The following is a 26,115-nucleotide window of genomic DNA, read 5'->3' as shown; positions in this document are numbered from 1 at the left end:
ACAGCCCGCCCGGATTCGACCCGACCGCCGCCGCCGACGCCTTCGGCGCCGACGACGACGTGGACGCGGGTTTCGTGGAGACCGAGCAGTACTGAGCGCGCGCCCCCTCTCCCCGAGGGGGCGTTCGACCAGGTCAGGCACCTTGTCCGGGATCAACCGGCGGTCCTGACAATCCTGGTCTCCGCGGTGCGCGTTGCGGCGGTGTCCGACGGCCGGAAGCGGTCAGGACATCGCGCGCCGCGCTAATCCATGGGGCACCCGGTGCGGTTCCCTTCTGCCCGCCGAACGCCTCGCCGAAAGCGAGGCGTTCGGCGGGCGCGGGTCATGCCGGTCGGCCCGCGAGCGCCGTTGCCGGATGAGGGAAAAGTCGATCAGCCCGTTCTTGCCGCCCGTGACCCGCGCCCGGCAGAGCAGGCCAGGACCCCTGCGGCACTTTTAGGCCCACGGCCGCCGTATCCCTTACGGGGACACGGGGACGCTGAGTTCGCCGCCACGCTGGGCGCCCCCGGGCCACCTGACCGGCTCCCTGGCCGACCACGCGAAGACGCCGGGCCCGTCCACGGACACCGTCGAACGCGTGAAGGCGGTCCGAGATCCGCCGCGCGGCCGTACGAGCACTGCGAGCCGTGGCGGCACACCGTGTGATGCCACCCGCGCACGGCCGGCGCCTCGCCGGTTCTCGATGAACTCGGCCCAGAACCGTGTTTCACGGGGAAGTGGTTCGCACAACCGGGGTGACGGCGGGGAAGATCACTCGTTTGACCGTACTAACAGATCTCCCTCGTACCCCCGAAAGGGCGAAGCGATCATGTTCGTGCGTCGGCCGACAATCCCGGACAGCGAGCCGCGCGTGCTCGATGTGGAGCGCGCGGAAGCCGCGCTCATGGAGCACTACGCGCGATTGGTTCGACTGGTCTACATCACCCTTCCCCGCAGCCTGGGCCGCCATCGGCGGGTCCTCGCCGCGCACGGCGTGGTGCAGCGGGCGCTGCCCCGTCGCAGGCTGGTCATACCGGGCCAGCGTCGAGCGATCGACGCACGGAAAGTGGCCTCGGACGAGTACGCCGCTCTGCGGGCGCGCGTACTGAGGGCAGCTATGGGCCAGGACGCACGGCCCCTGCGGCTCCCTCGGCCGTGGGGGCCGTGGGCAGGCCGCCCGGCGCTGCCCACGGTGTGGGGGCTGCGGGTCTTCCCACAGTCCGGAGGCACCGAGGAACTGGCGCTGGACCGGGCCCTCGCGGAGGCCGACTGGCCGGTGCGGGCGGCCGTCGCGCTGCTCGTGATCGAGGAACTGTCCGCCGACGAGGCGGCCCGAGTCCTGCGGGACGCCGGCGTGCCCGAGCCCGGAGAAGCCCTCCTGGACGGGCGACGGCTCGTCGCCATGGGCGGCCCTCGCACCCCGGCGGCCGGCAGCCGCACGGGGGAGGGGGACACCGCGGGGACCGGACCCCGGTCACCGGCGGCGGGCGGGGGTGAGGACGCCGGCACACCGGCCGGTGTCCTGCTCGCCCCGGAGTTCGACCCGTGCCTGCTGCACGCCAGGCCGACCGACCTGCTCCGCCGCCGGCACCGTGTGCGCTCCGCCGCGATCGTCGTGCTGCTGGCCGCCTTCGTCGGGATCACCGTGCTCTCCCTCCCGGACGGCACCGACCACCCCGCCGACAGCGTGCGCCACCGGAAGCAGTCGGACGCGACGAACGCCGCACTGCTGCGCCGTACCTCCGCCGACGCCTGGGCGGACACGGCTCGGGTCGACTTCACGGCCTGGCCCGCCCGAGGTCGGCGGGCAGGCGACCGAGCGTTGCTCGAGCGCGCCCTTCTGGCCTGGTCCGACCCGGCCTGGCAGGGGCGGCGCTCGGCGGAACCGGGCGCGGCGTCCACCGGTACCGGCAGGGCGCCGCAGCTGCTGTTCGCGGACGACGTCGACGGACGCGCGGTCGTCGTCCTCCACGACGACCTGACCACCGTGCGCTACAGCGAGCCGCTCCGCGGCGACGGCACCCCCGAGTTGCTGTCCGACCTCACCGACGGCGCCGACGTGACGACCGCCGCCGCGGTCGTGGTCTCCCGCACTCCTGAGTCCGTACGGCTTCTGCTGGCGCCGTGGATCGCCGAGGCGGGCACCCGGGACCTGCTGGCACCCGACACCCCGGCCCGTGACGTGACCCGCTCCGACAGCGGTCTCACCGGACCCCTTCCGGTGCCGTCGACGGGCGGCGACTGCCGCACCTGGCCGGTCGTGCAGCTGCGGTCCTCATCGCGCATCGTCGAGGACCACTCGTTCCTGCTCACCGACCTCGGCGGCATGTCGCCCGTGCATCTGACCTACATGCCGCCGCCGGAGCCGGGGACACGGCCGCGTCCGCCCAGGGAGGCCACCGGCCCGGATGCCCTGCGGGGCTGGGCCCGAACCGCCTGCCGTCTGGACGGACTTCGCGGACAGGGCGTACGCGCGGTGAACCACTGGGTGTTCGCCCAGCAGGATCTGCCGGAGCGGGCCGGACAGGCCACGTGGGTGTGCGCACGAGCCGACACCTGGCGCGGCCCGGGACGTGTGGAGTATCTCTTCCTCGGCCCTGGCACCGGCGCTGCCCGTCCGGCCGGTGTCCGCGAGAACACCGCCGAGTGCAGCCGTTTCGGCCAGGACGTGCTGGCCGACGTCGGCTGGCGGGCCCCGTCCGGATCCCCGTACCTGCTGGCCGCCGGAAGTAGGTCCGTTGGCCGCATCGAGGCGTCGGGCCCGCTGCGCGCGACGGTCGGCGGACGCTTTCTCGCCGTCCGTGCCCCCGAGGACATCGACGCCAAGGTCGTCGGACGCCTCCCCGAGGGCGGCGAGGTCCAGGCCCCTCGATGAGGTGAGGTGCGGCCCGCCCCGGCGCCCGTCGGTCACGAACGGGCGCCGGTTCAGCGCTCGTCGGTCAACTCGTTGTTGAGGGCGCGGAGGAAGGCCGCGATCGTCTCCAGTTGCTCGGGGGTGAACTTCTGCCGTGCGGCCTCGGTACTGCGCGCCAGCGGGCTGAAGTACTGGCGGGCGAGCGCACGGGCGCCCTTGTTGTAGGAGAGGTGAACGACCCTGCGGTCGGCACTCTCGCGCGTGCGGCTGATGTGGCCGGCGCGCTCGAGCCTGTCCAGGCATGCCGTGACGGCCCCCGAAGTGAGGTTGAGGCGCTCGCGCAGGCGGGAGGGCGTCATCGGCTCGCCGTCGTTCGCCGAGGCGTCCAGGATGGCGGCCAGCGCGTGGACGTCCGTGGTGTGCAGTTCGTGGGCCTGGGCGAACGCGTGGGCGATCCGGTTGAACTCGCTGTTCAGCGTACGCAGCAGGACAGCGTAGGCCTGGAGGTCGCTGGCGGGGCCTTCGCGGCTCTCCGAACTGTTGGGCTGCATGCGACAAGGATAATATCTCTCAATGGTTGAGATACTTTCTCCTTGAGATATATTGCTTGCTCCGCCCGCGTCCGTTGGGAAGTGAATGAACACCGTGCGCCGACCGGTCCGATGGCTGGTCCCCCTCGTTCTCGTCATCGTCTGGCTCGGCCTCGGCGGAGCGTTCGGCTCCTACGCCGGGAAGCTCGGAGAGGTGTCCACCAACGACCAGGCGGCGTTCCTGCCGCGGAACGCCGAGTCCACCAAGGTCATCGAACAGCAGGAAGCCTTCAACCAGCGGGAGACCCTGCCCGCGGTCATCGTCTGGACCGCCGATGACGGCGGTGAGGTCTCCACGGCCCAACAGGACGCCGCCACCGGAGTCCTGGAGTCGCTCGCCACCGTCGGGGGAGTCGAGAGCGAGCCATCGCCGGCGCTGCGCTCGCAGGACGGAGCCGCGCTGGAAGGCGTAGTCCCCCTGAGTCCGGACCTGGGGGAGCGGCTCGGCGAAGTGCTGGACGAACTGGAGCGGGCCGCCGGTGACGTGCCCGACACACGCGTCCAGATCGCGGGCCCCGCTGCCACTCAGGGCGATCTCGGCGACGCCTTCGCGGGCATCGACGGAATCCTGCTGGGCGTGGCTCTGGCGGCTGTTCTGCTCATCCTGCTGTTGGTCTACCGCAGTGTCCTGCTCCCCTTCACGATCATCATCAGTGCCGTGTTCGCGCTCGGCATCGCCTGCGCCATCGTCTATGTGCTCGCCGACCACGACATCGTTCGCGTGGACGGCCAGGTTCAAGGCATTCTGTCCATCCTCGTGATCGGCGCCGCCACCGACTACGCCCTGCTGCTGACAGCGCGCTTCCGCGAGGAACTCGCCCGCAGCGACGACCGGTTCCAGGCCGCCCGGGCGGCGCTGCGCGGATCCTTCGGCGCGATCACCGCCAGCGCCGCGACCGTGGCCCTGGGGCTGCTCGCCCTGTTGCTCAGTGACCTGACCAACAACCGGGCGCTCGGGCCTGTCGGGGCGATCGGCATCGTGTGTGCGCTGCTGACGACACTGACGTTCCTTCCCGCGGTGCTCGCCCTCATGGGCAAGGTGGCCTTCTGGCCCGCCAAGCCCCGTTCGGCCGACGTGGAGACGGGCGGCCACGGGATCTGGCGGCGCGTCGCCCACTGGGTGGACACGCGCCCCCGGCAACTGTGGATGGTCACGGTCGCCCTGCTCGTCGCAGGGGCGGCGTTCTTCCCCGCGCTTCAGTCGAAGGGCGTGCCCCTGGACGAACTGTTCGTCAACGACGCCCCGTCCGTCGCGGCACAGGAAACCCTCGGCAAGCACTTCCCCGGCGGATCCGGCCAGCCTGTCGTGATCATCGCCGACGCGGACCGGCGTACGGCGGTCACGCGCGCCGTGGCGGCGACGGAAGGTGTCGCCGAAGCGCAGGCCGTGACCGAGTCGGGTCGGCCTGGCGGAGCCCCACTGGTGGCGGACGGCCGGGTACGCATCGACGCCGTCCTCACCGCCGCGCCGGACACCGACACGGCCAAGGACACGGTGCGTACGCTGCGCGACCGACTGCACGCCACCGACCCGAACGCACTGGTCGGCGGCTACTCCGCCCAGCAGTACGACACCCAACGCACCGCGGAACACGACCGGAAGCTGATCATTCCGGTCGTGCTCGCGATCATCCTGGCCATCCTCATCGTCCTGCTGCGCTGCCTCCTGTTGCCCGTGCTCCTGGTCGCCACCGTGGCGCTGAACTACCTGGCGACGCTCGGTATCGCGGGACTTGTGTTCCAGCACGGCTTCGGTTTCTCCGGGACGGACGCCTCGGTGCCGCTGTACGGGTTCGTGTTCCTCGTCGCTCTCGGAGTCGACTACAACATCTTCCTCATGTCACGCGTACGCGAGGAGACTTCGCGTCTGGGTACGCGGCAGGGCATGCTGCGCGGGTTGATCGCCACCGGAGGTGTCATCACTTCCGCCGGGGTGGTACTGGCCGCCACTTTCGCGGCTCTCATCGTCATTCCCCTCGCCTTCCTCGCACAGATCGCCTTCATCGTCGCCTTCGGCGTCCTGCTCGACACCATCGTGGTGCGCTCGCTCCTGGTCCCGGCCCTGGTACGGGACATCGGGCCCGCCGTCTGGTGGCCCAGTGGACTCGTTGGGCGGCACTCGGAGTTGGAGGACGAGTCCATGGACCCGGCGAGTAAATAGGGTCAGAGACTGGCTCGGCCGTGTCTCACAGATCGCGAGGACGGAACTGGGAGCGCCGGTTCAGCTCACCCACGGCGAACCGCCTGTTCGGTGAGTTCACGGCCGGGGTGAACTCGGGCAAGGCAGAGGCTCGCCCAGGGCCCCGTGACGCCTCATTCGCGGGCGCCGTCGACGCGGCCCAGGAACCCGCGGACGTACCCGGCGATCGTGTCCAGGTCGCTTTCGAGTGCGAAGTGCCCGGCGTTGAGCAGATGGACCTCGGCGTCGGGCAGGTCGTACGTGAAGGCCCGGGCGCCGTCCGGGCCGAAGATCTCGTCGTTGGCGCCCCAGACGGCCAGCAGCGGGACCTGGCTGGTCCGGAAGTACTCATGCAACCTGGGGTACAGCTCGACGTTGCTGACGTAGTCGCGGAAGAGGCGGAGCTGGACGGCGTCGTTGCCGGGGCGCTGGATCAGGGCGTGGTCGTGCGACCAGGCGTCCGGGCTGACCAGGCTGGTGTCCGGCACGCCGTGGAGGTACTGCCAGCGGATCGCCTCGAGGCCGAGGGCCTGGCGTACGGGCGGCTCGGTGTCGGGGCCGGGACTCGCGGAGTACGCCCACAGGGGCGCCCAGAAGGAGTCGACGAACCCGGCCTCGTAGGCGTTGCCGTTCTGGGTGATGATCGCGGTGATCCGCTCCGGGTGGGCCAGGGCGAGTCGCCAGCCGACGGGGGCGCCGTAGTCCTGCACGTAGATCGAGTACCTGTGCACACCGAGGTGTTCGAGCAGGTGGTCGGTGACAGTGGCCAGGGCGTCGAAGCTGTAGTCGAACTCCTCGGTCGCCGGAGCGTCCGAGTATCCGAACCCCAGGTGGTCCGGTGCGATCACGTGGTACCGGTCGGCGAGCGCTGGGATCAGCCCGCGGAACATGTGCGAACTGGTCGGGTAGCCGTGCAGGAGCACCACGGTGGGAGCGTCCTGCGGGCCCGCTTCGCGGTAGAAGACGGTGTGGCCGTCGATCGTCGTGGTGCGGTGGTGTATCGCTGACATTACTAACCCCTTGAGGTCATGTGAGTGGTTAGCCGATGACGTCAGCGAAGCATGCGACAGCTAACCTGTCAAATGTTCCAAGGTGGTTAGATCGGAGAGCTGGGGCAGTCGGAAGGGCTTCTCGCCACCGGGCGGCGGTGGAGGCCTGGTGCCATGTTCCGCATGTGGAACACCGAGTCGTCGTAGACGTTGTGACCGTCCCCGTCGGGGCGCGGACCGCTCGCAGGCAGTCCGTGCCCCCGAGGCGGTCAGCGTTGTGAGCTGTGATCGGCCAGCTCGTCGGTGGGTTGGTGGAAGGCCGGCTGGTGTCCGTCTCCCTCCAGCTCCGACGGGTGTGGTCTGCGGAGGTGCACGGTGTCGAAGGCGCCCGCGCCGTGGTAGCTGAACCTGATGGTCGGGCTTTCGATGTAGGGGGGGTCGGCCCAGTCCACCCGGGGATCGCGAGGAGCCTCCTGACGGTATGTCAACTGTACTGATGTAAGGGGCGGTTGAGGGATGCGCGGGGCGTAGGCCGGGTACGGTGGCGAACCCCTGCGATGCCTGCCTGGCTCCGCCGCGGGTTGTTCCTGGGCGCTGCTCGTCACCACGACGGTGACGCCGACGATGATCAGCAGGAGCCCCGGCACGGTCGCGGGCTCGATGCCCTGGTCCATCAGCCACCATGCTCCGAGTGCGGCCACAGGTGTCTCAAGCAGGAGGAGAACGCTGACCGTTGTCGCTGACACCCTGCCGAGGACGAAGTTGAGTGAGCCGAGCCCCAGGATCTGAGGGAGGAGGAGCAGCCCGAGCAGCGACAGTTGGGTGGATCTGTCAAAACCGGTCAGCGAGATGTCGGCCAGCCAGCAGACGGCGAGGAGTTCCAGGCCGCAGACCAGAGACGTGAAGGTGGAGTAGAGGGGCGTACTCACGTCGGCGCGTGATTTCTCACTCAGCGCGGTGTAGCCGGCCTGGGCGATGGCTCCGGCGAGGGCGAGCAGGTCACCCAGGAGTGCTGTGCCGCCGGACCTGATGTCGAGGCCGGCGGCCGCGGCGGCTCCCACGACGGACAGGGCGAGGCCGACCTGGGTCCTGCGTGAGGTCTTGACGCCCTGGCCGGCGGCTATGAGGGCCTGCCAGACGGGCTGGGTGGCGACGAGCGCGGTGGACATGGCGACCGAGGTGAGCCGGGTACTGGTCATGAAGGCCGCGAAGTGCAGGGCGAGCGCGGTGGCGGCGAGGAAGCCGAAGACCAGGGGGCGCCACTGTTCCCGGCGCAGGATGGTCCGCTCGCCGCGTACGACCCGTACGACCTCACGGCGGCGCAGGAGCAACAGAAGGGGGCCGAGTACGGCGAAGCCCAGGCAGTTGCGCCAGAAGGCCATGGCGAGCGGCGAGGCGGTGGCGGCGGCGGTGAGCGGGGCGGTGGCCGAGATGGCGACGACGGTGACCGTCATCGCCGCAACGGACAACGGGTCGAACTTGGATTTCATGCGTGCGCACCGCCGTCGGTGGCCGGCCGGGCCACGACAGACTGCCGCGGGACGGCGGGTGCCGGAATGCCGCCGATCACGCGGGCGGTGTCGCGGCGGTCCGGGCGAACACGTGGTGCACCACCCTCCGGGAGGCGCACGGCATCGCTCGGGAGTGTGACCCTGAGAGAGGTGAGACCGCGTTTGTCGAACGTGGGGGGTAAGCCGTCAACGGTCTGTCCAGCATTGATCATTGAGTACGCAGTTCCTGTGCCGTGGGGCGGAGGGGCGGCTGAGGGCTTGGAGGGCGGAGGTGAGACCTGGCCGGTGCCGGTGTGCACCCGCCGTTCAGGCCGCCTGTGGGTGTGGGCAGCCGGAGCGGTCGGGACGGTGGAGAACGGTCGCCGCATACGGACGGGGTAGGAGTCCCATGTGGTACCCCCACAACGGGAGTTATGGCTCTACGGTTCGAAAGAAGATGTGGGTGTTACGGCGCGACCGGTCCGTCGGAGTCGCCCTGCACGGGGGCTACTTGAGGATCCGGCCCGCGAAGGCGGCGAGAATCCGGTCCATCGGCCCGCGCTGGTGCCGGCAAGCGGAGGCCGGCCTGCCATGACACGAATCGGCGCCCGATCATGGGTCGGGCGCCGAGTACGGCTGGCACGTCGCTGGCGGACCCCCGCGGTGCCCCTCTAGCGCGCCGTGGCCGCAGGGATATCGGTGTCGGACACGTGCCCTTGGACCAACTCCACATGTTCGGGGCGGCCTTCGACGTGCAGTTGGGGCATGCGGCGGTCGAGCCAGCGAGGTATCCACCAGTTGCGCCGGCCAAGGAGGTGCATGGTCGCCGGCACCAGAACCATCCGGACGAGGGTCGCGTCGAGAAGGATGGCCGAGGCCATGCCGACCCCGATGAGTTTGAGGACGATCTCGGTGCTCGGCACGAACGCGAGGAACACGGCGATCATGATGGCCGCCGCCGCTGTGATGACGCGCCCCGTACCGGCCAGACCGTCGGTGACGGCCTTCGCGTTGTCGCCGTGCCGCAGCCATGACTCCCGCACGCGGCTGAGCAGGAAGACCTCGTAGTCCATCGACAGGCCGAACAGGACTGCGAACATGAGGACGGTGACGAACGGTGGCAAGGGCGTTGGTGTGTCGATGCCGATGAGTTGTCCGGTCGCCCGCCGACTCGACGAACTCGGCGCCGAACACGCCGTCCGCGCGTTCTCCGCGCACCCCGGCTCGATCATCGACACCAACCTCAGCGGATGGGCCACCCCGGAGGCGCTGCGCGGGCTGGGACTCATCGACGACGACGGCAACCCGGTCATCGACCCCTACGCCGGCAAGAAGACCGTCCAGCAGGGTGCCTCCACGAGCGTCTGGTGCGCCGTCAGTCCCCAGTTGGACGGGAAGGGCGGCGTCTACTGCCTGGACAACAACATCGCCTCCGTCGCCGTGTCCGCAGAGAACGATCCGCGGCGGCACGGCACCACGCCGGTACCGTCCACCGGCGTATCCCCGCACGCGATCGACCCCGAAGCGGCGAACCGCCTGTGGGACCTCAGCCGTGATCTCACTGGAGTGGACCTGGTGCACTGACCGTCGTGCCGGCTCCAACTGCCCCAGGACATCAGCTCACAGCCTCTGCCGAGCCTGCTCCGGTCGTCATCGAGGATGCGGTCACCGGGACGACTGGACAGCCGCTGGTCGGTGAATGCGCAAACGACGTGCCAGCCCTGGCTGCCGCGCACACCGGGATGGCGACGGCCAACGCATCCACAGGCCGACGTCAGAGATCGCCGAAGCCGTCGGCGGCTGTGCCCGTCGAGTTAGCATGCGTGCCATGTCGGACGCATCCCCTCGCCCGGAGCCGTTCATTCCGCAGACCGAGCCCGCGGCGCTCGAAGACCTCCGCTCGCGGCTGCGCGCGACACGCTGGCCGGACGCGCCTGAGGACGCCGGGTGGTCGCTCGGGACCGACATCACCTACCTTCGTGAGCTCGTCGCCTACTGGGCGGACGGGTTCGACTGGCCGGCGCAGGAGGCGGCGCTCGCCCGGCTTCCCCGCTTCCGCGCCCGGATCGGCGGCCTCGGGATCCACTTCGTGCATGCCCCGGCTGTCGCGCCGACCGGGCCCGTCCTGCCACTGGTCCTCAGCCACGGCTGGCCGGACTCGTTCTGGCGCTACTCCAAGGTCATCCCGCTCCTCACCGACCCCGGTGCGTACGGCGCCGACCCCGCCGACGCGTTCGACGTGGTCGTTCCGGACATGCCGGGCTATGGGTACTCCGACCGCCCCACCGGCCCGCCGCTCAACTCCATTGCCGTAGCCGGACTTTGGGCCGAGCTCATGAGCGAGCTCGGCTACACGCGGTTCGGGGCGGCGGGCGGGGACATCGGCAGCCACGTGAGCCGCTACCTCGCGCTCGACCACCCCGGCCGGGTCGTGGCCGTCCACCGCATGGACGGGGGCCTGCCCGTCCACGCCGGTGACCCGGCCGATCTCACGCCCGAGGAGCGCGCCTGGTTCACGGACGTCGCGGCCTGGGGCGCGAGTGAGGGTGCCTACGCCGCCGTCCACCGAACGAAGCCCCAGACCGCGGCCGTCGGGCTCACCGACTCGCCGGCCGGACTCGCCGCGTGGATCGTCGAGAAGCTCCAGGCCTGGAGCGACTGTGACGGCGACATCGAACGGAGCTTCACGAGGGACGAGATCCTGACCAACCTCACGCTCTACTGGCTCACGGGCACGATCGGCTCGTCGATGCGCATGTACCGCGCGAACTCCGCGATCCCGCCCGAGCAGCTCAGCCGGCGCGTCGAGGTGCCCTCCGGGTTTTCCCTCTTCCCCGGCGACATCCTCCGACCGCCGCGGGCCTGGCTCGAGCGCACCGCGAATGTCGTGCGCGTGACCGAGCACGCGCGCGGCGGGCACTTCGCACCGTTCGAGGAGCCCGAGCTCTACGCCGAGGAGCTGCGCGCGTTCTTCCGCCCGTACCGGGTGGCGCCGACGGGCTGAGGACACGGCCGGAGGGTCTCTGCGCGGCGGCGCGGCGCTGTCGTTTGCCCAGGGGCGCCCGGGAGAGGTCCTCGGCACTGGACCGGAGGTTTTCGCAGCCGTACCCGCGCTGCGTCAGCCAAGCCTTTGCTGAGCCGGGAGCTTACGTACGTGCCGCCGTCCCCGTCACCGGCGAAACTCCTCGAGCGCGGCACCCGAGGCGAGGTGGGCTTCCTCCATGGTCGCCTCGGTCGGGGCCGAAGTCACCCGGCCAAGCCAGGAAACGGGCAGCTTCGCCCTGTTCGCGAACGGCGCCGATCCACGATTCCGAGGACCGCGCCCCACCGGAGGCGTCAGTCAGGAGGGTGCCCGGAGTCGTACCCACGGGCCGGTGAATTCCAGGGCGTGGACCCAGTCGCCGCCGCCGTCGAGCCCCGCACGCCGGGCCGACCGCCTACTGCGGCGGCTTTGTCGCGATCTGGATCAGGTTGCCGCAGGTGTCGTCGAAGACGGCGGTGGTGACGGGGCCCATCTCCAGGGGCTCCTGGGTGAAGCGGACGCCGAGGCCGCGCAGGCGCTCGTACTCCGCCTTCACGTCGTCGACAGCGAACTGGGCGAGTGGGATGCCGTCCTGGACGAGCGTGTCGCGGAATGGCTTGACGACCGGGTGGCCGGCGGGCTCCAGGAGGAGTTCGGTGCCTTCGGGCTCGTCGGGTGAGACGACGGTCAGCCACCGGTCCGTCTCGCCCACCGGGACGTCGTGCTTCTTCACGAAGCCGAGGATCTCGGTGTAGAAGTGCAGGGCCTTGGCCTGGTCGTCCACGAAGACGCTGGTCAGGTGGATCTTCACGGGGCGCTCTCCTCTGGTCCGGATGTGTCGGGCACGAGCCATCGCTCCGCGATCTGCCGCAGCGGGGCTGTGTTCAGGTCGTGGAACTTGTAGCGGCCCTCTCGCCTGGTCTCGACGAGCCCGGCGGCCTCCAGCACGGCGAGGTGCTGGGAGACCCCCTGGCGCGAGATGCCGAGCTGATGCTTCATGCTCAGCCGCGAGCAGATCTCGAACAGTGTCTGTCCGGACCTCTCCGTGAGCTCGTCGAGGATGGTGCGACGGGTGGGATCGGCCAAGGCTTTGAAAAGGTCGTCGGCCACGACCACACCATAGGCAACTCTTCACTTGCCTATCAAGTCCGGGTACGCCGCGTCCCGGGTCGGTCCGCGATCGGCTCTGGGTCCTGGTGTGCGGCTCTGGGCGTCAGGGTCCGTCGGTGTTGTCCGAAGCCCGTGTTCGTGCGCCCTGTGCTGATTGCCGCATCACGCGTTCCTAGCGCGTGGCGTACGCGCGGATGAATGCGTGGACTCCGTCGATCATGATCTGGCGGATCTTCTCCGGGTCGGCGTGGGCGGGGACCGGCTGACGTTCGTAGGCCAGCAGCATGGTCAGCGCACCGAAGTGGTCGGCGGCCAGGCGCGGGTTGTCCGTGTCTAGGAGCCCGGCGTCGACGAAGTGGGCGAAGCGTTCCGCCAGGTCCTCCTCCGCTGCTTCCGTCGCGAGGTCATCCTTGGTCGTCGGCGTCTGCAGGCGCTCCTGGGCGACGAGGGCGAACGCGGCGGTGTAGTCGGGGGAGCCGACGATCGACGTGCCTAGGTCGATCGCCAACGCCGTGAGTGCTGCCTCCAGTTGGGGCACCGTCGTGATCTGCGCGTCCTTGGGCAGGTGCTCGTCGAGCGCCCGGCGCATCGTGGCCAGCAGCGACTCGGACGCGGCGGAGAGGATGGCCAGGAAGAGCCGCCGCTTGTCGCCGAAGTAGTCGTACATGGTGCGCTTCGACACCTCGGCCCGGGCCGCGATGGCGTCCATGCTGACGCGGTCGACTCCTTGGCGCACGAACAGTTCACGTGCCGCGGCAAGGATCGCCGTCCGCTTCTCCGTGGACCCTTCGCGCAACGCCTTCTCCGTGCTTACAGAGCTCATCTGCACCTCCATAGCCACCCTACACTGGACGGTGTACCTACTACACTGCACGGTGTAGTGTGCCCGCCATGACCTCAACAGCTACGGCCGTGCACGTCGCGACGCCAGTGACCGATCGCCGGTTGAACCTCATCAGCCTCGTACTCGCCCTCGGAGCGTTCATCACGCTCCTGGACACGACCATCGTCAACATCGCCCTCGATCACCTGCGTGAGGTCTTCGACGCCTCGGTCGGCCAGACACAATGGGTCGCGACGGGCTATCTGCTGGCCTTCGTATCGGTGATCCCGGTGAGCGGGTGGCTCTCCGAACGGTTCGGCGCGCGCAACGCCTGGATGTTCGCCGTGAGCGCCTTCCTGGTCGGCTCGCTCCTGTGCGGCCTCGCGGGCTCGCTGCCCGCGCTCATCGTCTTCCGGGTGATCCAGGGCATCGGCGGCGGCATGGTGATGCCGATCACGCTCTCCATCATCACGCGGGCAGCCGGCCCGGCACGTATCCACAGGGCCACCGCCGCGGTCGCGCTTCCCGGTCTGCTCGGCCCGATCCTCGGATCAGTGCTCGGCGGCGCCATCGTTCAGTCGCTGAGCTGGCACTGGATGTTCTATGTGAACGTGCCGGTCTGCCTCGCCGCGCTCGTACTCGGCCGGATCCTGCTGCCGGCGACCACCGGAGAGCGTGGCAATCGACTCGACGTCCTCGGCTTCCTTCTTCTCACGCCCGGCGTCGTCGCCATCGCCTACGGCATCAGCGAGATATCCGGAAAAGACGGCTTCGCCTCCGCCGGTGCCTGGCTCCCGCTCGCCATCGGAACCGTGCTGCTCGCCGCCTTCGCGGTCCACTCGCTGCGGGCCCGGCGTCCCGCCCTCATCGACGTGCGCATGTTCGCACGGCGCAGCTTCGGGCTGGGAAGCGTCATCACGTTCGCGAGCGGTTTCACGACCTACGCGCTGTCGTTCCTGCTTCCCCTCTTCTACCAGCAGGTTCGCGGCGAGACGGTGCTGCACACGGGGCTGCTGCTCATTCCGCAGGGACTCGGCACGATGTTCTTCGTCGTGGTCCTGCGCAACTTCACGGCACGGTTCGACGGACGTTTCGTCATATCCGCCGGCGTCGTGCTGACCATGGTCGGGACCGTGCCCTTCGCCCTCGCGGACACACACGGCGGCACGATCCTGCTGCTGGCCGGGCAGTTCGCCCAGGGGCTCGGTTTCGCCGCCACCACCTTCCCGGTGATGACCCTCGCCCTCTCGAACCTGAGCCACGACGAAACTCCCCGTGGCAGTGCGGCGTTCAGTGTCGTACAGCGCGTCGGTGCGCCCTTCGGCGTCGCGGTCATCGCCGTGATCCTCCAGAACCTGCTCCACGGTGGGACCACGGCGGCAGACGAACTCTCGGCGTTCTCCGGGACGTTCTGGTGGACCGTCGGCCTCAGCGCCATCCCGCTTCTCCTCGCCGTCTTCGTTCCGTCAGAGAAGCGAACCGAGCCCGCGGAGACCGCCGTCCAGGCGCGGTAGACGGGCACTCGGCCCCATCCGCGCCGACCGAGCCCACAGCTGGCCTCATGCCCCCGTCGCTGGTCAGGCACTCCTGCCCGTGCCCCGCCGACTCGTAACTGAGTGGAGACCCCCATGCCCCAAGCTCCCGCCGTCATCGGCAACCTCGTCGAATCCGCCCTGGGGCGGCCGGCCCACGTGCTCGACGTTCGGGAACTCGCCCCCGGGTTCATCGAATTGGAGCTGTGCGCCGCCGCGCCGCCCGGCGGCTGGCACCCCGGCCACGAGATCCAGTTCCGCGTCGCTCCCACCTTGGGACGCCGGTACACGGTGCGGACAGTGGGTGGCCCTGACTCCGAGTACATCGGCATCCTCGCCGCCACCGACGCCGCAGGTCCCGGCACGGCGTGGATCCGCCGTCTGCGGGCCGGCAGCCGAATGACGTTGCTGGCCGGCCGGCACCGGCCGCTGCGTGCCGGCGGAACCCGCCGCCTCTACGTCGGCGACGGCTGCGCCCTCGGCACCCTCGACGCCTGTGCCCAGGGCGCGGACGCACCCATCGTGGCCGTCGAGGTGCCGGCGGATGCCGTCGCGGCCCTCGCCGACCGCTGGCCCCGGTACCGCTTCCTGCCGGCACGGGAAGCGCCGGGCGACGCACTGCAGTCCTGGCTCGAACGTGCCCTCGGCGGCGCCGAGTTCGCGGATCTCGACGGCGCTCTGCTGCTGGGCCACGCGCAGTCCGTCCAGCGCCAGCGGCGTGCGCTCACCGACAACGGGCACTTGACGCGCCGCGCCATCACCACGAAGCCGTACTGGGCCACCGGCAAGGAGGGGCTCTAGCGGGAGTTGACACGAGAACGACAGCGGTCGCCCGGCCCTGAGCTCAGAGCGCGCAGGCGACGTGTGGTGACAGGGTCGTAGACCAGCGCCGCCGCATCGATGCGCTCGGCTTCTTGGGGGCGCTCCGGCGCGAACAGGACCTTGCCGTAGGAACCTTCTTGGCCCGTCATGGCTGGCTGTCCAGCCTCGGTTCCTCTGTAGCTCGCCCGTCGGTCCGTGCCATGAAAGCTCCTTGGTTCAGCCCCTTGAGGGTGGCCCTGCGTGCCTGTTCTTCGAAGCCCTGGCAGGTCTAAGCTCTGCGGATGACCTTGGAATGGGAACAGGTAATCGTTCACTCGGTGGATCCGACGGCCCTGGGACAGTGGTGGGCCGAGGCTCTTGGTTGGGTGGTGGTCCACTCCTCCGACGACGAGTTCGAGATCCGCCCGGAGCCGGATCGCCTGCCGGGATTGGACTTCGTACGTCTTGATGAGAGCAAGAAGGTCAAGAGCCGACTGCATCTCGACTTCAGGCCTGATGATCAGGACGCCGAGGTGGCTCGTCTGGTGGCTCACGGCGCACAGCGTGTTGACATCGGCCAGGGTGACCAATCGTGGGTTGTCCTGGCGGACCCCGAAGGCAACGAGTTCTGCGTCCTCGGCCAGCGACGCCAGTAACACTCACGCCTCGCCGGAGCCGCGCGCATCCCTGGGCTCGGACTGATCGGTGAGCGACGTCCAGCGTCGGCGACTTCCTGAATCCCGCACAGCCTCGCAGGTTGCCGGCCGAACTCTCGGGCTGCCGGCAGCCCGGTGCAGGGGTGTGCGTCGCCAGAGGTCAGGCGAGGCCGGGGAGCGGGCGCCGGGCGACGTCGTGGGCGTCGCCCGGCGGGACGCCCAGCATGCGCAGGACCATCTCGGCCAGGTTCGCCGCAGCCTCGTCGCCGTCCAGGTCGGGGCGGGCGAATCGCAGCTCCACCAGGGACAGCAGGGTTCCGCCCAGCGCGGACAGGGCGACCGTCGGGTCGAGGGCGGAGAAGCGGCCGGAGGCGATGCCGACCTGGAGGTCGCGAAGCCCCCGGGTGGCCAGGCCCTTGTCTGAGTGGATGTATGCGAGGCCGCGGCGGCGCAGGACCTGCATCAGCTCCGGGTGGGACGTGGTCAGTCGCGCGCTGAGCCGGAAGCCGGCCGCGACGAGCTCCGCCGGGTCGTCGATCCCGGCGAGACGCTCGTCGAAGGTCTGGCCGATCTCCTCCAGGGCGTCCACCACCGCCGCGTCGAACAGCTCCGCCTTGGACTGGAAATGGTTGTAGAAGGAGCCGAAGCCGACGTCCGCGCGCTCGGCGATCGCCTGGATACTCGCGCTGGTGTCCCCGGTTTCGGCGAGGATCTGCCGGGCCGCGCGGACGAGCGCCCCGCGGGTCTCGGCGCGACGCCGCTCGAACCGGTTGCTGGGCAGGGCTGACGTAGACATGCGCCGATTCTAACCGTCGGGGCGATGACGACCACAGTCCTGATCAATTCATCATTTCCTGTCGCGAACACCTTGACGACAGAACTGTCATACTTGATGATTTCCTCATTACGACAATGTCGTTCGGAGGGCACCATGTCTGAAACCCGGGCCAACGGGGCCGACGTCAAGACGGCCCACCAGGACCTCCACAGCGAGCTGGGTGCCCTGCGCGGCGAGCATCCGGGCAGATCCCGGAATCCCGTGATCAAGGTGCCGGACCTGGCCTGGCTGGAGTTCGAGAAGCGAGACCTCGACCGGGCCGAGGTCTTCGCCCGTGACTTCGGCTTCCAGGTCGCCGCACGCACCGAGAGCGAGCTGTGGTTGCGCGGAACGCTCGCCGGATCCCCCTGCATGGTGATCCGGCGCGGGCGTACGTCCCGTTTCATCGGCCCGGCGTTCCGCGCGGCTGAACAGGCCGACCTGGACCGGCTGGCCCGAGCCACCGGCACCGACGTGCGCGCCGCGGACGTCCCCGGGGGCGGCAAGATGGTCGGCCTGCTCGACCCGTCCGGTTTCCCGGTGCGGGTCGTGCACTGCGCCGAACAGCTCCCCGAGCTGCCGGAACAGCAGCCGTTGCTGCTCAACTTCGGCACGGAACACCGTCGTACGAACGCAGCCCAGCGCCCGCCGCGGGAGCCGTCCCGGATCCAGCGGCTGGGCCATGTGGTCCTGGAGACACGGGTGTTCGGCCGGGCTCTGGACTGGTATCTGGACACGCTCGGCATGATCGTGTCCGACTTCCTGTTCCTGGACGGGCAGCGTGGGCACGGTCCGTCCATGGCGTTCATCCGATGCGACCAGGGCAGCCTGGCTGTCGACCACCACACCCTGGCGATGCACCTGGGACCGGGTAACGGCTATGTGCACTCCGCCTACCAGGTGACGGACCTCGACTCCATCGCGGCCGGCGGCGAGTACCTGAACGAGCGCGGCTACAAGCGCAGTTGGGGTATCGGGCGGCACATCCAGGGCAGCCAGCTCTTCGACTACTGGCGTGACCCCGACCGCTTGATGCTGGAGCACTTCGCCGACGGCGACCTGTTCTCCTGCGACCTCGAGCCCGGCTGGGCCCCCATGTCGACGAGCGGACTGGCCCAGTGGGGGCCGCCCGCCACCCGGGACTTCCTCGGCGCGAGCCCTTCGCCGCAGCGGGTCCGCGATGTCATCGGCGCCCTGCGTGGCGACAACGAGATGGACCCGGCGCGCCTGATGGGTCTGCTCAAGGCCGCCAACTCCTGACCCTCACCCCTCTGATCTGATGAAGGCAACGACATGAGTACCAACGTCCTGCGCACCGCCGACGATTGGTGGGTCGTCATAGGCGACCGTGCTGTCCTCGTCGACACCAAGGCCGTGACCACAGCCGAGCTGATCGCCGACAAGGCCGCTGTTCGAGAGGCAGCCCTCTCGGGCAAAGCGGCCACGCCGGTCACCGACCTGGTGGCGCTCGCCCCGGTGACAACGCCTTGCCGGGTGGTCGCCCAGATGGTCAACTACCGCAGTCACGCCCGCGATTCGGGCTACACCGGTGACATACCTCCCACATTCTTCCGCAAATCGTCCGGATCGGTCAGCGGCCCAGGCGAGAGCATTGTCCGGCCGGCGAACGTGAAGTTCCTCGACTACGAGATCGAACTCGGCCTCGTCATGGGCGCCCCGCTGCCGGTGGGCACCGTGGTCGAGGAGCGGGATCTGCCGTCGTACGTCGCCGGGCTCGTGATCACCAACGACATCAGCGCGCGTGACGTACAACTGACGAAGACGCAGTTCTACGAGAGCAAGTCGTACCCGACGTTCACGCCGACCGGCCCCTACCTGACGCTGCTGGAGCGGGACGACTTCGCCCATCTCCTCGACCTGCGGCTGAAGTTGTCGGTGAATGGTGCACTGCGTCAGGACAGCACCCTCAGCGACATGATCGTCCGGCCGGCGCAGGCCCTCACCCTCCTCGCCCGGTTCCAGACCCTGGACCCCGGCGACCTGCTGCTCACCGGCACCCCCGGCGGCACCGCCCTCAAAGCGCCGCCCAAGCCCCTCGAGAAGATCGGCGCCCTCCTGCCACCCGCCATGAAATGGAAAGCGTTCTTCAAGAGCCAGGCCAGGAACCCGAAATACCTGCGCTCCGGTGACGTGATCACGGCGACGATCACCACCCCCGACGGCCGGATCGACCTCGGCGAGCAGCACACGCCCGTCACCCACACCGCGCAGGACAGGCAATGAGCCCCACGTGAGCGCCGAACCCGACCCACCACGCACCCCCGTCAGCGTCATCGGCGGCGGACCAACCGGCCTCACCGCCGCCCGGGCACCCGTCCCGCACACCACACGCAGCCTCCACCCGTCCCCACGAACCGTCGAGAAAAGCCCGTTGAGGAGCGCCGCACGATGACCAGGCCGTACCCGGACGCCTTCACGACGCCTGATCCGCAGACCGTCGCAGGCAGCCGCATCATGGACTTCGCCCGTCATGTCGGCCTGGACGGCACCGACTACGCCGCCCTGCATCGCTGGTCGGTGACCGACCTGGAAGGGTTCTGGGGCGCGGTGTGGGAGTACTTCGACGTCGACGCGGACACTCCGTACGAGAAGGTGCTCGCGGAGGAAAGGATGCCGGGCGCCCGCTGGTTCACCGGGGCCACTCTCAACTACGCACACCACGCCCTGCGCGGCCTCGCCTCCGACGAACCCGCGATCATCGCTCTGGACGAGACCGGTGCCGGCTACGAGGTGTCCGGGGAGCGACTGCGCGGACAGGTCGCCTCCGTCGCGGCGACGTTGCGCGAACTGGGAGTGGGGCAGGGCGACCGTGTGGTCGGCTACCTGCCCAACACACCGCACGCGATCGTCGCGTTCCTCGCCACCGCCTCCCTGGGCGCCGTGTGGTCGGTGTGCGGACAGGACTACGCGCCCCAGGCGGCGGCCGACCGGTTCGGACAGCTCGAACCCACCGTCCTGATCGCCGCCGACGGCTACCTCTTCAACGGCACCGCCCACGACCGCCGCGAGGCCGCCCTCGACCTGGCCCGCGCGCTGCCCACCCTGAAAGCCATGGTGCTCGTGGACCACGTGGGTCTGCCGGGGCTCTCATCGAACTGCCCGTCGCCGGCGGTCTCGTGGGAAGACGCGTCGACTCGCACCGAGCAACTCACCTGCACCCCCGTGCCGTTCGACCACCCCCTCTGGGTCGTCTTCTCCTCCGGCACCACCGGCCTGCCCAAGGGCATCGTCCACGGCCACGGCGGCGTCCTCCTCGAGCACCTCAAGGCCCTCGGCCTCCAGTCGGATCTGGGCCCCGGCGACCGGCTGCTCTGGTACACCACCACCCACTGGATGATGTGGAACCTGGTCGTCTCGACCCTGCTGACCGGCGCCACGGCCTGTACGTACGACGGCAGCCCGGCGCCGCTCACCAGGCCGGACATCCTCTGGGAGCTGGCGGCGCGCCACCGCGTCACCCTCTTCGGCACCAGCCCCCAATACCTTCTGGGCATGGACAAGTTCGGCATCGACCCGTCCGTGCACGACCTGTCGGCGATCCGTGCGATCGGCTGCACCGGCTCCGCGCTGCCCGCCTCCGCCTACCCGTGGATCCGTGAGCACGTGGGCGACCGCGTCCAGCTCGCCTCGACCAGTGGCGGCACGGACGTCGTGTCCGGGTTCGCGGGCGGAGTGCCCGTCGTCCCCGTCTGGGCCGGCGAACTGTCCGCGCCCCACCTGGGCGTGGCCCTCGCAGCGTTCGACGCCGAGGGCCTACCGGTCACCGACAGGGTCGGCGAGTTGGTCGTCACCCGGCCGATGCCGTCGATGCCGCTGTACTTCTGGAACGATCCCGACGGCAGCCGCTACCACGCCGCCTACTTCTCGACGTACGCCGGGGTATGGCGGCACGGCGACTGGATCACGGTCACGGGGCATGGCTCGGTGATCGTCCACGGTCGTTCGGATTCCACCCTGAACCGCAACGGCGTACGGCTCGGCAGTGCTGACATCCACGACGTCGTCGAACGGCTTCCGGAGATCATCGAGGCGCTGGTGATCGGCGCGGAGGAGCCGGGCGGCGGCTACTGGATGCCGCTCTTCGTGGTCCTCGCGGCCGGGGTGACCCTGGACGACGCCCTGCGCGAGAGGATCCGCGAAGCCATCCGCGCCGGAGCCTCCCCGCGCCACGTCCCCGACGAGATCCTCGAAGTCCCGGCCGTCCCGCACACCCGTACGGGCAAGAAGCTCGAAGTCCCGGTCAAGCGGCTGCTCCAGGGAGCCCCGGTGGAGCAGGTCGTCAACCCGGCCGCCGTCGACGAGCCCGACCTCATCGAGTACTACGCACGCCTGGGTGCCGAACACCGGGACCGGTCCGCATGACAACTGCGCAGATCGCCCTCAACCGACTGTGCGCGGTTGAGGGCTCGGTGACGTCATTCTCAGACGTTTGACCTTGTCGACCAGGGGCCTGCCCGGCGGATCACGCCGGGCAGGCCCCTGGTCCTGAGGAGGGCTCAGCGCTTGAGCGTGAAGGTGAAGTCGCCGGAGAGCCTGCCGCTCAGCCGGACCGCCGAAACGAGTCTCCCCTCCGTGAGCAGTCTCTCGACCTCGGCCCGCGAAAGACGGCAGCCTTCAGCGATCAGACGCACCGGCCGGACGGGGATCTGTGCCGCAAAGCGGACCGAGACGTCGAGCACCTCTCGGTCCAGGTGATCCGATCCGCCGGTGTCGAGGCGCCAGGCGTTGTCCCAGTCGAGGCCGATGCGATTACGGCGCCGCACGAGGGGATCCTGGAGCAACTCGGCCGCCAGAGCGAGGTCGTTGTCATGCAGCCGGTCCAGCAGCTCGGGTCGTACGGAGCGCACGTTCATCCGCTCCAGGACCGTGAGCTTCGCCGTTTCCCCGCATGAGGTACACAGCGCGAGGAGCCAGGCGTCGATGAGCTTGTGGTGTGCGTTGACGCGAAATTTTCCGTTTGCCCGGAAGCGCTCGGACGCGCACGCGTGACAACGGCGGAGGACGAGCGGCAGGCAGGTGGGCGTGACCACCCAGTTTTCGAGCACAGAAGTACACCGGTTTCAGTGAGAAGTCCGCAGCAAAAAGCAGCGCGGCGCACATGTGCGACGCGCGACAAATCAGCACTCGGGAGGTCTCACAGGGTGTACAACGGCGGGTCCTTGACTGGACGACTTGGTTCGGCAGCACGGTAGTGGCGCACAGCGACGCTGTTCCACTGGTTTTCGAGCGCCTCACCGACAGGTTCTGTCCGGCGGATCATGGATGAAGCCGGAGCCGGATCGCGGCGCCGGTGACGATGGGGTTCGCGTGCGGTGCGGTTATCGCCCGGCATTCCCCGACAGGGCGAATGCGGTCTGTTCGACGGGCACGCGGGTGGTGCACAGAAACGGTGCCCAGACGGCGGAGTCGAGGAAGGTCCGGCCGCCCGTCGGGACAACGTCCAGCACGACGCGGTCGGGGCGCAACAAGACAGCGTCCGCGCGGCCCCGTCGCAGCCAAGCGGCGAGGGTGCCATCGTCGCGGAGTTCGGCTACGGGGATCGCCCGGACGCCGAGCCCGTGGGCGAGCGCGTTCAGCGAGGGCGAGGGGTCGGCGGCGGTCAGGATGGTGAAGGTGTCGCCGAGCGCCTCGTCGAGACGGGTCCGCCGTCCGTCGGCGTCGATCCACGGTTGCGGGCAGTGGGATCCCACGAGGCGGCCACCCCGGCGGGTGCGGCGCCCCATGAGAGGCCCGTTGGCCAGCGCCGGGCTGAGGTCACGGCCGACCGCCTCGGTCAGGCCGGGTACACGGCAGGCTACGGCCAGGATTCTGCGGCGCAGCGCGGCGGCGCCGTCCTGACCGCCCGTCATAGCCCACCCCATGGCGACCGCGAGTCGGATCACATGCCGTGCGTGCGGCTTGCGCTCACTCTCGTAGGTGTCCAGCAGCCTTTCGTCGCCGCCCTGTTGGAGGGCGCGGGCGAGCTTCCAGGTGAGGTTGTAGGCGTCGCGCAGTCCCGAGCACAACCCCTGACCGATGAACGGCGGAGTGAGGTGGGCCGCGTCGCCGAGGAGAAAGACCCGTCCGCTTCGCCACCGGTCGGCGATACGGGCCCGAAAGGTGTATGCCGTCTCGCGGACAACCTCGAAGTCCCCGTCGTACGAGGGCGGCAGCCACGGAGCGACCAACTCGCGGACCGGCTCCTGCCCGTCCCGCAGCCGGAACTCCCAACGGTAGCGGTCCTCACTGATGCGCATGAAGGTGGCCGGCCGGTCCGGGTCGCAGACCTGGTCGACGCCCTCCCAGCAGCGGACGTCGGCTGTCGTCCGCACGTCGATGACGCTCCAGCGTTCGTCGAAGCGCAGGTCCTCCCATACGGCACCGATGGCCTCGCGGGTGAGGCTGTTCGCGCCGTCGCAGCCGAGGACCGCGTCGGCCCACAGGTGATGCTCCCCGTCGTCGTCGCGGTACGTCACGCGCACCGGGCCCTCGGTGCCCGGCTCGATGCCGGTGACCTCCACCCCACCCCGTAGTTCGCACTCCGGGTGCCGGGCCAGGGCGTCGCGCAGCAGTCGTTCGAGGGCGGGCTGCTCGAACATGCTGGTCTGCGGGTAGCCGTGCAGGCCCTGCTCAACGCGGCGGAACTCGGCCATCACCCGGTGCCGGGCGTCGAGCAGCCGCAGTCCGTTGCCAGGGCGGGCCATCGAGGCGAACCCCTCGCCGACGCCCGCTGCCTGGAGGATCCTGCGCCCCTCGTCGTCCACGACAAGGGCGCGGGGAAGCGGATAGACGTCATGGTGGCGTTCCAGGACGATGCTGGGGATTGCGTGCTGGGCGAGGAGGAGGGCGGCGGTGAGGCCGGTTGGTCCGGCGCCGATGATGGCGACGGGAATGTGTGACGGGTTGGGGTCGGCATTCATGGGCGCCTCATTTCGTGTCCTGCGTGGTGTGTGTGACGGGCGCGTGCTGCTGGTCGAGGTCGGTCCGGCTGTCCGAGGTCGTGATCTTGGGCTTGGCTTTGAGGGCGGTGCTGCCGGGGGTGCCCGTGAGCAGGTCGCCGGGTCCAGGGTCTGGAAGCGGGCGAGGACGGTGAGGGCCCTGCGCGGCCCGACGATCATGTCGGTGAGGGTGCGTCCTGGAGCAGCTCGCCATTGACCGACAACGTCAGCCGTAGAGGGGGAGCGTCGCGAGAGCGGCTCCGCCCATACACGTTCTACACATGGAGTCCTCCTAGCGACGTTGCCTTGATGATGAAACTATCAGATCTGGCGATTCGATCGTCAAGAGGGTGGTGGTGTGACGCGGGTTCGACCCCGAGGCTCCGGTCGGCGTGCAGGCGCCCGGCGTGTTTTCTTGATTCTTTTTCGCTTCGATCTTGAGCGCCTTCTTGGTGGTGATCAAGCTCGCGCCTGGTTGAGCCCGCACTGAATCCAGTGGTACCGGAAGCCTCTTGTGCAGTTTCGTGAAGGGGTTGTAAAGAACCGGTCGTCCGGTACATAGTTTTGGCGTTCGCGCCGGTGCGCGGTGATCAATTCAGCCAGTGTGAATATTTCCATTCCGGGGGTGGGCGTGGTGGGTGGGGCTCAGGTAGTGGTGGTGGGTGGGGGGCCGGTGGGGTTGGTGGTCGCGTGCGAGTTGGCGGGATTTGGGGTTGATGTGGTGGTTGTGGAGGCGGAGGAGGGTGCGTCCGCGTGGCCGAAGGCGACGACGGTGCATGCGCGGACTGTGCAGTGTCTGGTGAGGCGTGGCTATTTGGGTGATTTGACGGACGGGAATTCGTCTGCGGCAGGTGCGGGCGGGGTTGCCGTGTCGGTGGGTTTTCATTTTGCGGGAATTCCGGGGTTGCTCATTTCGGGTCCGGCGGGGGAGCCGGGGCCGGTATTGAAGTGTGAGCAGGGGGAGTTGGTAGGTAGTTTCGAGAAACGGGCGCGTGCTTTGGGCGTGACGGTTTTGCGAGGCCATCGGGCCGTGCGGGTGCGTCAGGACGGGGAGAGGGTGCGCGTGGAGGTGGACGCGCCGGGTGGCCGCGTGGATTTGTCGGCGGAGTTCGTGGTGGGGGCCGACGGTGCGCGGAGCGGGGTGCGGGACGCGGCGGGATTTGGATCGCGGACGTATCCGGCGACGGTTTCCGCGTTGGCGGGTGATGTGCGATTGGAGGAGGAGGGGGCGTTGGTGGCGGGATGGCACCGCACGCCGCGCGGCTGGATCGTGGTGAAGGACCTGGGCGAGCGTCGGGTGCGTCTGCGGACGTTGAACTGCGCGGGCGCGTACGAAGGACGTCATCAGCCGCCCACTTTGGGGGAGTTGTGTGACGAGGTGTCCTGGATCGCCGGGCGGGACATCGCGATGGGGGAGCCGCGCTGGCTGAGCAGGTTCAGCGACTTCTGCCGGCTCGTGGAGTCCTATCGGAAGGGGCGGATCCTACTGGCGGGAGATGCGGCGCATGTGCATTTCCCGATCGGTGGCCAGGGGTTGAGTACGGGTCTGCTGGATGCGATGAATCTGGGCTGGAAACTGGCGTTGACGGTGCGAGGTGAGGCCGGCAGAGGGCTGCTGGACTCGTACGACCGGGAGCGGCGGCCGGCCGCACAGCGGGTCATCGACCACACGAGGGCTCAACTTGCGCTGATGCGGCCGGATGCCGGGCTGGATCCGCTGCGCGCTCTGTTCCGTGAGCTGATGGCGGGCTCGTCCGCGGAGAGCGGCGTTCTGGCGTCGATGGTCAGTGCCCAGGACACGGTGGTGCCTCCGCGGCGGCCGGAATCCTCGCCGTGGGAGGGGCGATTCCTGGAGAACGTCGCGTTGACCACCGCGGAGGGCCCTACAGATGTGATCGGCCTGCTGAGCAAAGGGCTCCCCCTGCTTCTGCTCTTCGGCGAGAGAGCCGACGATTTCGAGGAAGAGGCGCGGGCGTGGGCCGGGCTGTTGCGGGTGGTGCGTGCCGAACCGGTACCGGGACTGCCGTGCGAGGCGCTGTTGGTGCGGCCTGACGGCTACGTCGGCTGGGCGGCAGGGGGCGGCGACCTGACCCCTGCTCTACAGGCGTACTTCGGTGAGGGCGGGGGAGTGGCGGCGCTGGGCGCGGGGTGTGCTCTTCCGGGCGTGGTCAGCTGAGGACGGCCGCCCGCTGCGTTGTGGCTGCGGCTGTGGCTGCGGCTGTGGCCGTGTGCTGTGCGTCGAGTTGGTGGTGGAGTTGGGCTCCGCGTTGGGGGGTGTTGTTGAGGGTGGCGAGGATGGGGGGTGTGGTGATGCTGGGGAGGGTGTGTTGGAGGA

General features: G+C 69.3%; 22 protein-coding genes and 1 pseudogene. 11 read left to right on the top strand and 12 right to left on the bottom strand.

Annotated elements, in window-relative coordinates:
• The first annotated feature begins 814 nt into the window (after positions 1–814).
• On the top strand, positions 815–2,854 hold the full coding sequence (locus ACIBLC_RS41060) for a hypothetical protein (RefSeq protein WP_399216611.1): 2,040 nt from the start codon (positions 815–817) through the stop codon (positions 2,852–2,854).
• A gap of 50 nt (positions 2,855–2,904) precedes the next feature.
• Here the strand turns inward: ACIBLC_RS41060 and ACIBLC_RS41055 are convergent, their stop codons facing one another.
• Positions 2,905–3,384, bottom strand: coding sequence for a MarR family winged helix-turn-helix transcriptional regulator (locus ACIBLC_RS41055; protein ID WP_399216610.1), 480 nt, complete (start codon positions 3,382–3,384; stop codon positions 2,905–2,907).
• 85 nt (positions 3,385–3,469) lie between these two features.
• On the opposite strand from ACIBLC_RS41055, the gene ACIBLC_RS41050 reads away from it, so the two are divergent.
• Positions 3,470–5,584: an MMPL family transporter gene (locus tag ACIBLC_RS41050; RefSeq protein ID WP_399216609.1), complete on the top strand. Its 2,115-nt coding sequence runs from the start codon at positions 3,470–3,472 to the stop codon at positions 5,582–5,584.
• A gap of 152 nt (positions 5,585–5,736) precedes the next feature.
• On the opposite strand, the gene ACIBLC_RS41045 is transcribed toward ACIBLC_RS41050, so the two are convergent.
• The 3 genes from ACIBLC_RS41045 to ACIBLC_RS41035 all read right to left on the bottom strand — a co-directional run bounded on the left by ACIBLC_RS41045 (position 5,737) and on the right by ACIBLC_RS41035 (position 9,181).
• Positions 5,737–6,612, bottom strand: coding sequence for an alpha/beta fold hydrolase (locus ACIBLC_RS41045; RefSeq protein ID WP_399216608.1), 876 nt, complete (start codon positions 6,610–6,612; stop codon positions 5,737–5,739).
• A 248-nt stretch (positions 6,613–6,860) separates the two neighbouring features.
• Positions 6,861–8,081, bottom strand: coding sequence for an EamA family transporter (locus ACIBLC_RS41040; protein ID WP_399216607.1), 1,221 nt, complete (start codon positions 8,079–8,081; stop codon positions 6,861–6,863).
• A 671-nt stretch (positions 8,082–8,752) separates the two neighbouring features.
• Entirely contained in the window at positions 8,753–9,181 is a 429-nt protein-coding gene (locus tag ACIBLC_RS41035; RefSeq protein ID WP_399216606.1) for an MMPL family transporter, read from the bottom strand.
• Here ACIBLC_RS41035 and ACIBLC_RS41030 point away from each other — a divergent pair.
• Both ACIBLC_RS41030 and ACIBLC_RS41025 read left to right on the top strand, forming a co-directional pair.
• Complete coding sequence (locus tag ACIBLC_RS41030; RefSeq protein WP_399216605.1) at positions 9,180–9,665, top strand: hypothetical protein; 486 nt, start codon at positions 9,180–9,182, stop codon at positions 9,663–9,665. The two genes, ACIBLC_RS41035 and ACIBLC_RS41030, sit on opposite strands and share 2 nt — an antisense overlap.
• 244 nt (positions 9,666–9,909) lie before the next feature.
• The gene (locus ACIBLC_RS41025; RefSeq protein WP_399216604.1) at positions 9,910–11,085 is read left to right on the top strand and encodes an epoxide hydrolase family protein; all 1,176 of its coding nucleotides are present in this window, start codon (positions 9,910–9,912) and stop codon (positions 11,083–11,085) included.
• 19 nt (positions 11,086–11,104) lie between these two features.
• Here the strand turns inward: ACIBLC_RS41025 and ACIBLC_RS41020 are convergent.
• The 4 genes and pseudogenes from ACIBLC_RS41020 to ACIBLC_RS41005 all read right to left on the bottom strand — a co-directional run.
• A pseudogene (locus ACIBLC_RS41020) lies at positions 11,105–11,227 on the bottom strand (DUF6204 family protein); the annotation flags it as partial.
• 291 nt (positions 11,228–11,518) lie between these two features.
• A complete protein-coding gene (locus ACIBLC_RS41015; RefSeq protein WP_399216603.1) occupies positions 11,519–11,914 on the bottom strand; it encodes a VOC family protein in 396 nt (131 codons plus the stop codon).
• Positions 11,911–12,213: an ArsR/SmtB family transcription factor gene (locus ACIBLC_RS41010; RefSeq protein WP_399216602.1), complete on the bottom strand. Its 303-nt coding sequence runs from the start codon at positions 12,211–12,213 to the stop codon at positions 11,911–11,913. The genes ACIBLC_RS41015 and ACIBLC_RS41010 overlap by 4 nt, the downstream gene beginning before the upstream one ends.
• Before the next feature lie 172 nt (positions 12,214–12,385).
• Positions 12,386–13,036, bottom strand: coding sequence for a TetR/AcrR family transcriptional regulator (locus tag ACIBLC_RS41005; RefSeq protein WP_399216601.1), 651 nt, complete (start codon positions 13,034–13,036; stop codon positions 12,386–12,388).
• Positions 13,037–13,104: 68 nt separating this feature from the next.
• On the opposite strand from ACIBLC_RS41005, the gene ACIBLC_RS41000 reads away from it, so the two are divergent.
• From ACIBLC_RS41000 to ACIBLC_RS40990, 3 genes are all read left to right on the top strand, one after another.
• Entirely contained in the window at positions 13,105–14,550 is a 1,446-nt protein-coding gene (locus ACIBLC_RS41000) for an MDR family MFS transporter (RefSeq protein ID WP_399216600.1), read from the top strand.
• 114 nt (positions 14,551–14,664) lie between these two features.
• Positions 14,665–15,369, top strand: a complete 705-nt coding sequence (locus tag ACIBLC_RS40995; RefSeq protein WP_399216599.1) for a hypothetical protein — start codon at positions 14,665–14,667, stop codon at positions 15,367–15,369.
• Between the two features lie 302 nt (positions 15,370–15,671).
• Entirely contained in the window at positions 15,672–16,025 is a 354-nt protein-coding gene (locus ACIBLC_RS40990; protein ID WP_399216598.1) for a VOC family protein, read from the top strand.
• Between the two features lie 160 nt (positions 16,026–16,185).
• On the opposite strand, the gene ACIBLC_RS40985 is transcribed toward ACIBLC_RS40990, so the two are convergent.
• The gene (locus ACIBLC_RS40985) at positions 16,186–16,821 is read right to left on the bottom strand and encodes a TetR/AcrR family transcriptional regulator (RefSeq protein ID WP_399216597.1); all 636 of its coding nucleotides are present in this window, start codon (positions 16,819–16,821) and stop codon (positions 16,186–16,188) included.
• A 135-nt stretch (positions 16,822–16,956) separates the two neighbouring features.
• Here ACIBLC_RS40985 and ACIBLC_RS40980 point away from each other — a divergent pair, with 135 nt between their 5' ends.
• From ACIBLC_RS40980 to ACIBLC_RS40970, 3 genes are all read left to right on the top strand, one after another.
• Positions 16,957–18,102 carry a VOC family protein gene (locus ACIBLC_RS40980; protein WP_399216596.1) on the top strand — a complete coding sequence of 382 codons (1,146 nt, stop codon included), beginning with the start codon at positions 16,957–16,959 and terminating at the stop codon, positions 18,100–18,102.
• 33 nt (positions 18,103–18,135) lie between these two features.
• The gene (locus ACIBLC_RS40975; protein WP_399216595.1) at positions 18,136–19,086 is read left to right on the top strand and encodes a fumarylacetoacetate hydrolase family protein; all 951 of its coding nucleotides are present in this window, start codon (positions 18,136–18,138) and stop codon (positions 19,084–19,086) included.
• 165 nt (positions 19,087–19,251) lie between these two features.
• On the top strand, positions 19,252–21,225 hold the full coding sequence (locus ACIBLC_RS40970; RefSeq protein ID WP_399216594.1) for an acetoacetate--CoA ligase: 1,974 nt from the start codon (positions 19,252–19,254) through the stop codon (positions 21,223–21,225).
• A 134-nt stretch (positions 21,226–21,359) separates the two neighbouring features.
• On the opposite strand, the gene ACIBLC_RS40965 is transcribed toward ACIBLC_RS40970, so the two are convergent.
• The 3 genes from ACIBLC_RS40965 to ACIBLC_RS40955 all read right to left on the bottom strand — a co-directional run bounded on the left by ACIBLC_RS40965 (position 21,360) and on the right by ACIBLC_RS40955 (position 24,243).
• Positions 21,360–21,908 (bottom strand): DUF1062 domain-containing protein, encoded by a 549-nt coding sequence (locus tag ACIBLC_RS40965; protein ID WP_399216593.1) that lies wholly within the window; start codon positions 21,906–21,908, stop codon positions 21,360–21,362.
• A 273-nt stretch (positions 21,909–22,181) separates the two neighbouring features.
• The gene (locus ACIBLC_RS40960; protein ID WP_399216592.1) at positions 22,182–23,762 is read right to left on the bottom strand and encodes a bifunctional 3-(3-hydroxy-phenyl)propionate/3-hydroxycinnamic acid hydroxylase; all 1,581 of its coding nucleotides are present in this window, start codon (positions 23,760–23,762) and stop codon (positions 22,182–22,184) included.
• A gap of 310 nt (positions 23,763–24,072) precedes the next feature.
• Entirely contained in the window at positions 24,073–24,243 is a 171-nt protein-coding gene (locus ACIBLC_RS40955) for a hypothetical protein (protein WP_399216591.1), read from the bottom strand.
• Between the two features lie 141 nt (positions 24,244–24,384).
• Here ACIBLC_RS40955 and ACIBLC_RS40950 point away from each other — a divergent pair, with 141 nt between their 5' ends.
• On the top strand, positions 24,385–25,956 hold the full coding sequence (locus ACIBLC_RS40950; RefSeq protein ID WP_399216590.1) for an FAD-dependent monooxygenase: 1,572 nt from the start codon (positions 24,385–24,387) through the stop codon (positions 25,954–25,956).
• Positions 25,957–26,115: the final 159 nt, after the last annotated feature.

Origin of the sequence: Streptomyces sp. NPDC050535 (assembly GCF_044457665.1) — a bacterium.
Lineage (GTDB): Bacteria > Actinomycetota > Actinomycetes > Streptomycetales > Streptomycetaceae > Streptomyces.
Note: the sequence above shows the minus strand (reverse complement) of the source record. Positions and strands in the feature narration are given on the sequence as shown.

What these genes read in the sequence shown, in the direction of transcription:
- ACIBLC_RS41055 (WP_399216610.1), bottom strand. Translation starts at nt 3,384, where the DNA reads ATGCAGCCCAACAGTTCGGAGAGCCGCGAAGGCCCCGCCAGCGACCTC.
- ACIBLC_RS41050 (WP_399216609.1), top strand. Translation starts at nt 3,470, where the DNA reads ATGAACACCGTGCGCCGACCGGTCCGATGGCTGGTCCCCCTCGTTCTC.
- ACIBLC_RS41045 (WP_399216608.1), bottom strand. Translation starts at nt 6,612, where the DNA reads ATGTCAGCGATACACCACCGCACCACGACGATCGACGGCCACACCGTC.
- ACIBLC_RS41040 (WP_399216607.1), bottom strand. Translation starts at nt 8,081, where the DNA reads ATGAAATCCAAGTTCGACCCGTTGTCCGTTGCGGCGATGACGGTCACC.
- ACIBLC_RS41030 (WP_399216605.1), top strand. Translation starts at nt 9,180, where the DNA reads ATGAGGACGGTGACGAACGGTGGCAAGGGCGTTGGTGTGTCGATGCCG.
- ACIBLC_RS41035 (WP_399216606.1), bottom strand. Translation starts at nt 9,181, where the DNA reads ATGTTCGCAGTCCTGTTCGGCCTGTCGATGGACTACGAGGTCTTCCTG.
- ACIBLC_RS41025 (WP_399216604.1), top strand. Translation starts at nt 9,910, where the DNA reads ATGTCGGACGCATCCCCTCGCCCGGAGCCGTTCATTCCGCAGACCGAG.
- ACIBLC_RS41005 (WP_399216601.1), bottom strand. Translation starts at nt 13,036, where the DNA reads ATGAGCTCTGTAAGCACGGAGAAGGCGTTGCGCGAAGGGTCCACGGAG.
- ACIBLC_RS41000 (WP_399216600.1), top strand. Translation starts at nt 13,105, where the DNA reads ATGACCTCAACAGCTACGGCCGTGCACGTCGCGACGCCAGTGACCGAT.
- ACIBLC_RS40995 (WP_399216599.1), top strand. Translation starts at nt 14,665, where the DNA reads ATGCCCCAAGCTCCCGCCGTCATCGGCAACCTCGTCGAATCCGCCCTG.
- ACIBLC_RS40990 (WP_399216598.1), top strand. Translation starts at nt 15,672, where the DNA reads ATGACCTTGGAATGGGAACAGGTAATCGTTCACTCGGTGGATCCGACG.
- ACIBLC_RS40985 (WP_399216597.1), bottom strand. Translation starts at nt 16,821, where the DNA reads ATGTCTACGTCAGCCCTGCCCAGCAACCGGTTCGAGCGGCGTCGCGCC.
- ACIBLC_RS40980 (WP_399216596.1), top strand. Translation starts at nt 16,957, where the DNA reads ATGTCTGAAACCCGGGCCAACGGGGCCGACGTCAAGACGGCCCACCAG.
- ACIBLC_RS40975 (WP_399216595.1), top strand. Translation starts at nt 18,136, where the DNA reads ATGAGTACCAACGTCCTGCGCACCGCCGACGATTGGTGGGTCGTCATA.
- ACIBLC_RS40970 (WP_399216594.1), top strand. Translation starts at nt 19,252, where the DNA reads ATGACCAGGCCGTACCCGGACGCCTTCACGACGCCTGATCCGCAGACC.
- ACIBLC_RS40960 (WP_399216592.1), bottom strand. Translation starts at nt 23,762, where the DNA reads ATGAATGCCGACCCCAACCCGTCACACATTCCCGTCGCCATCATCGGC.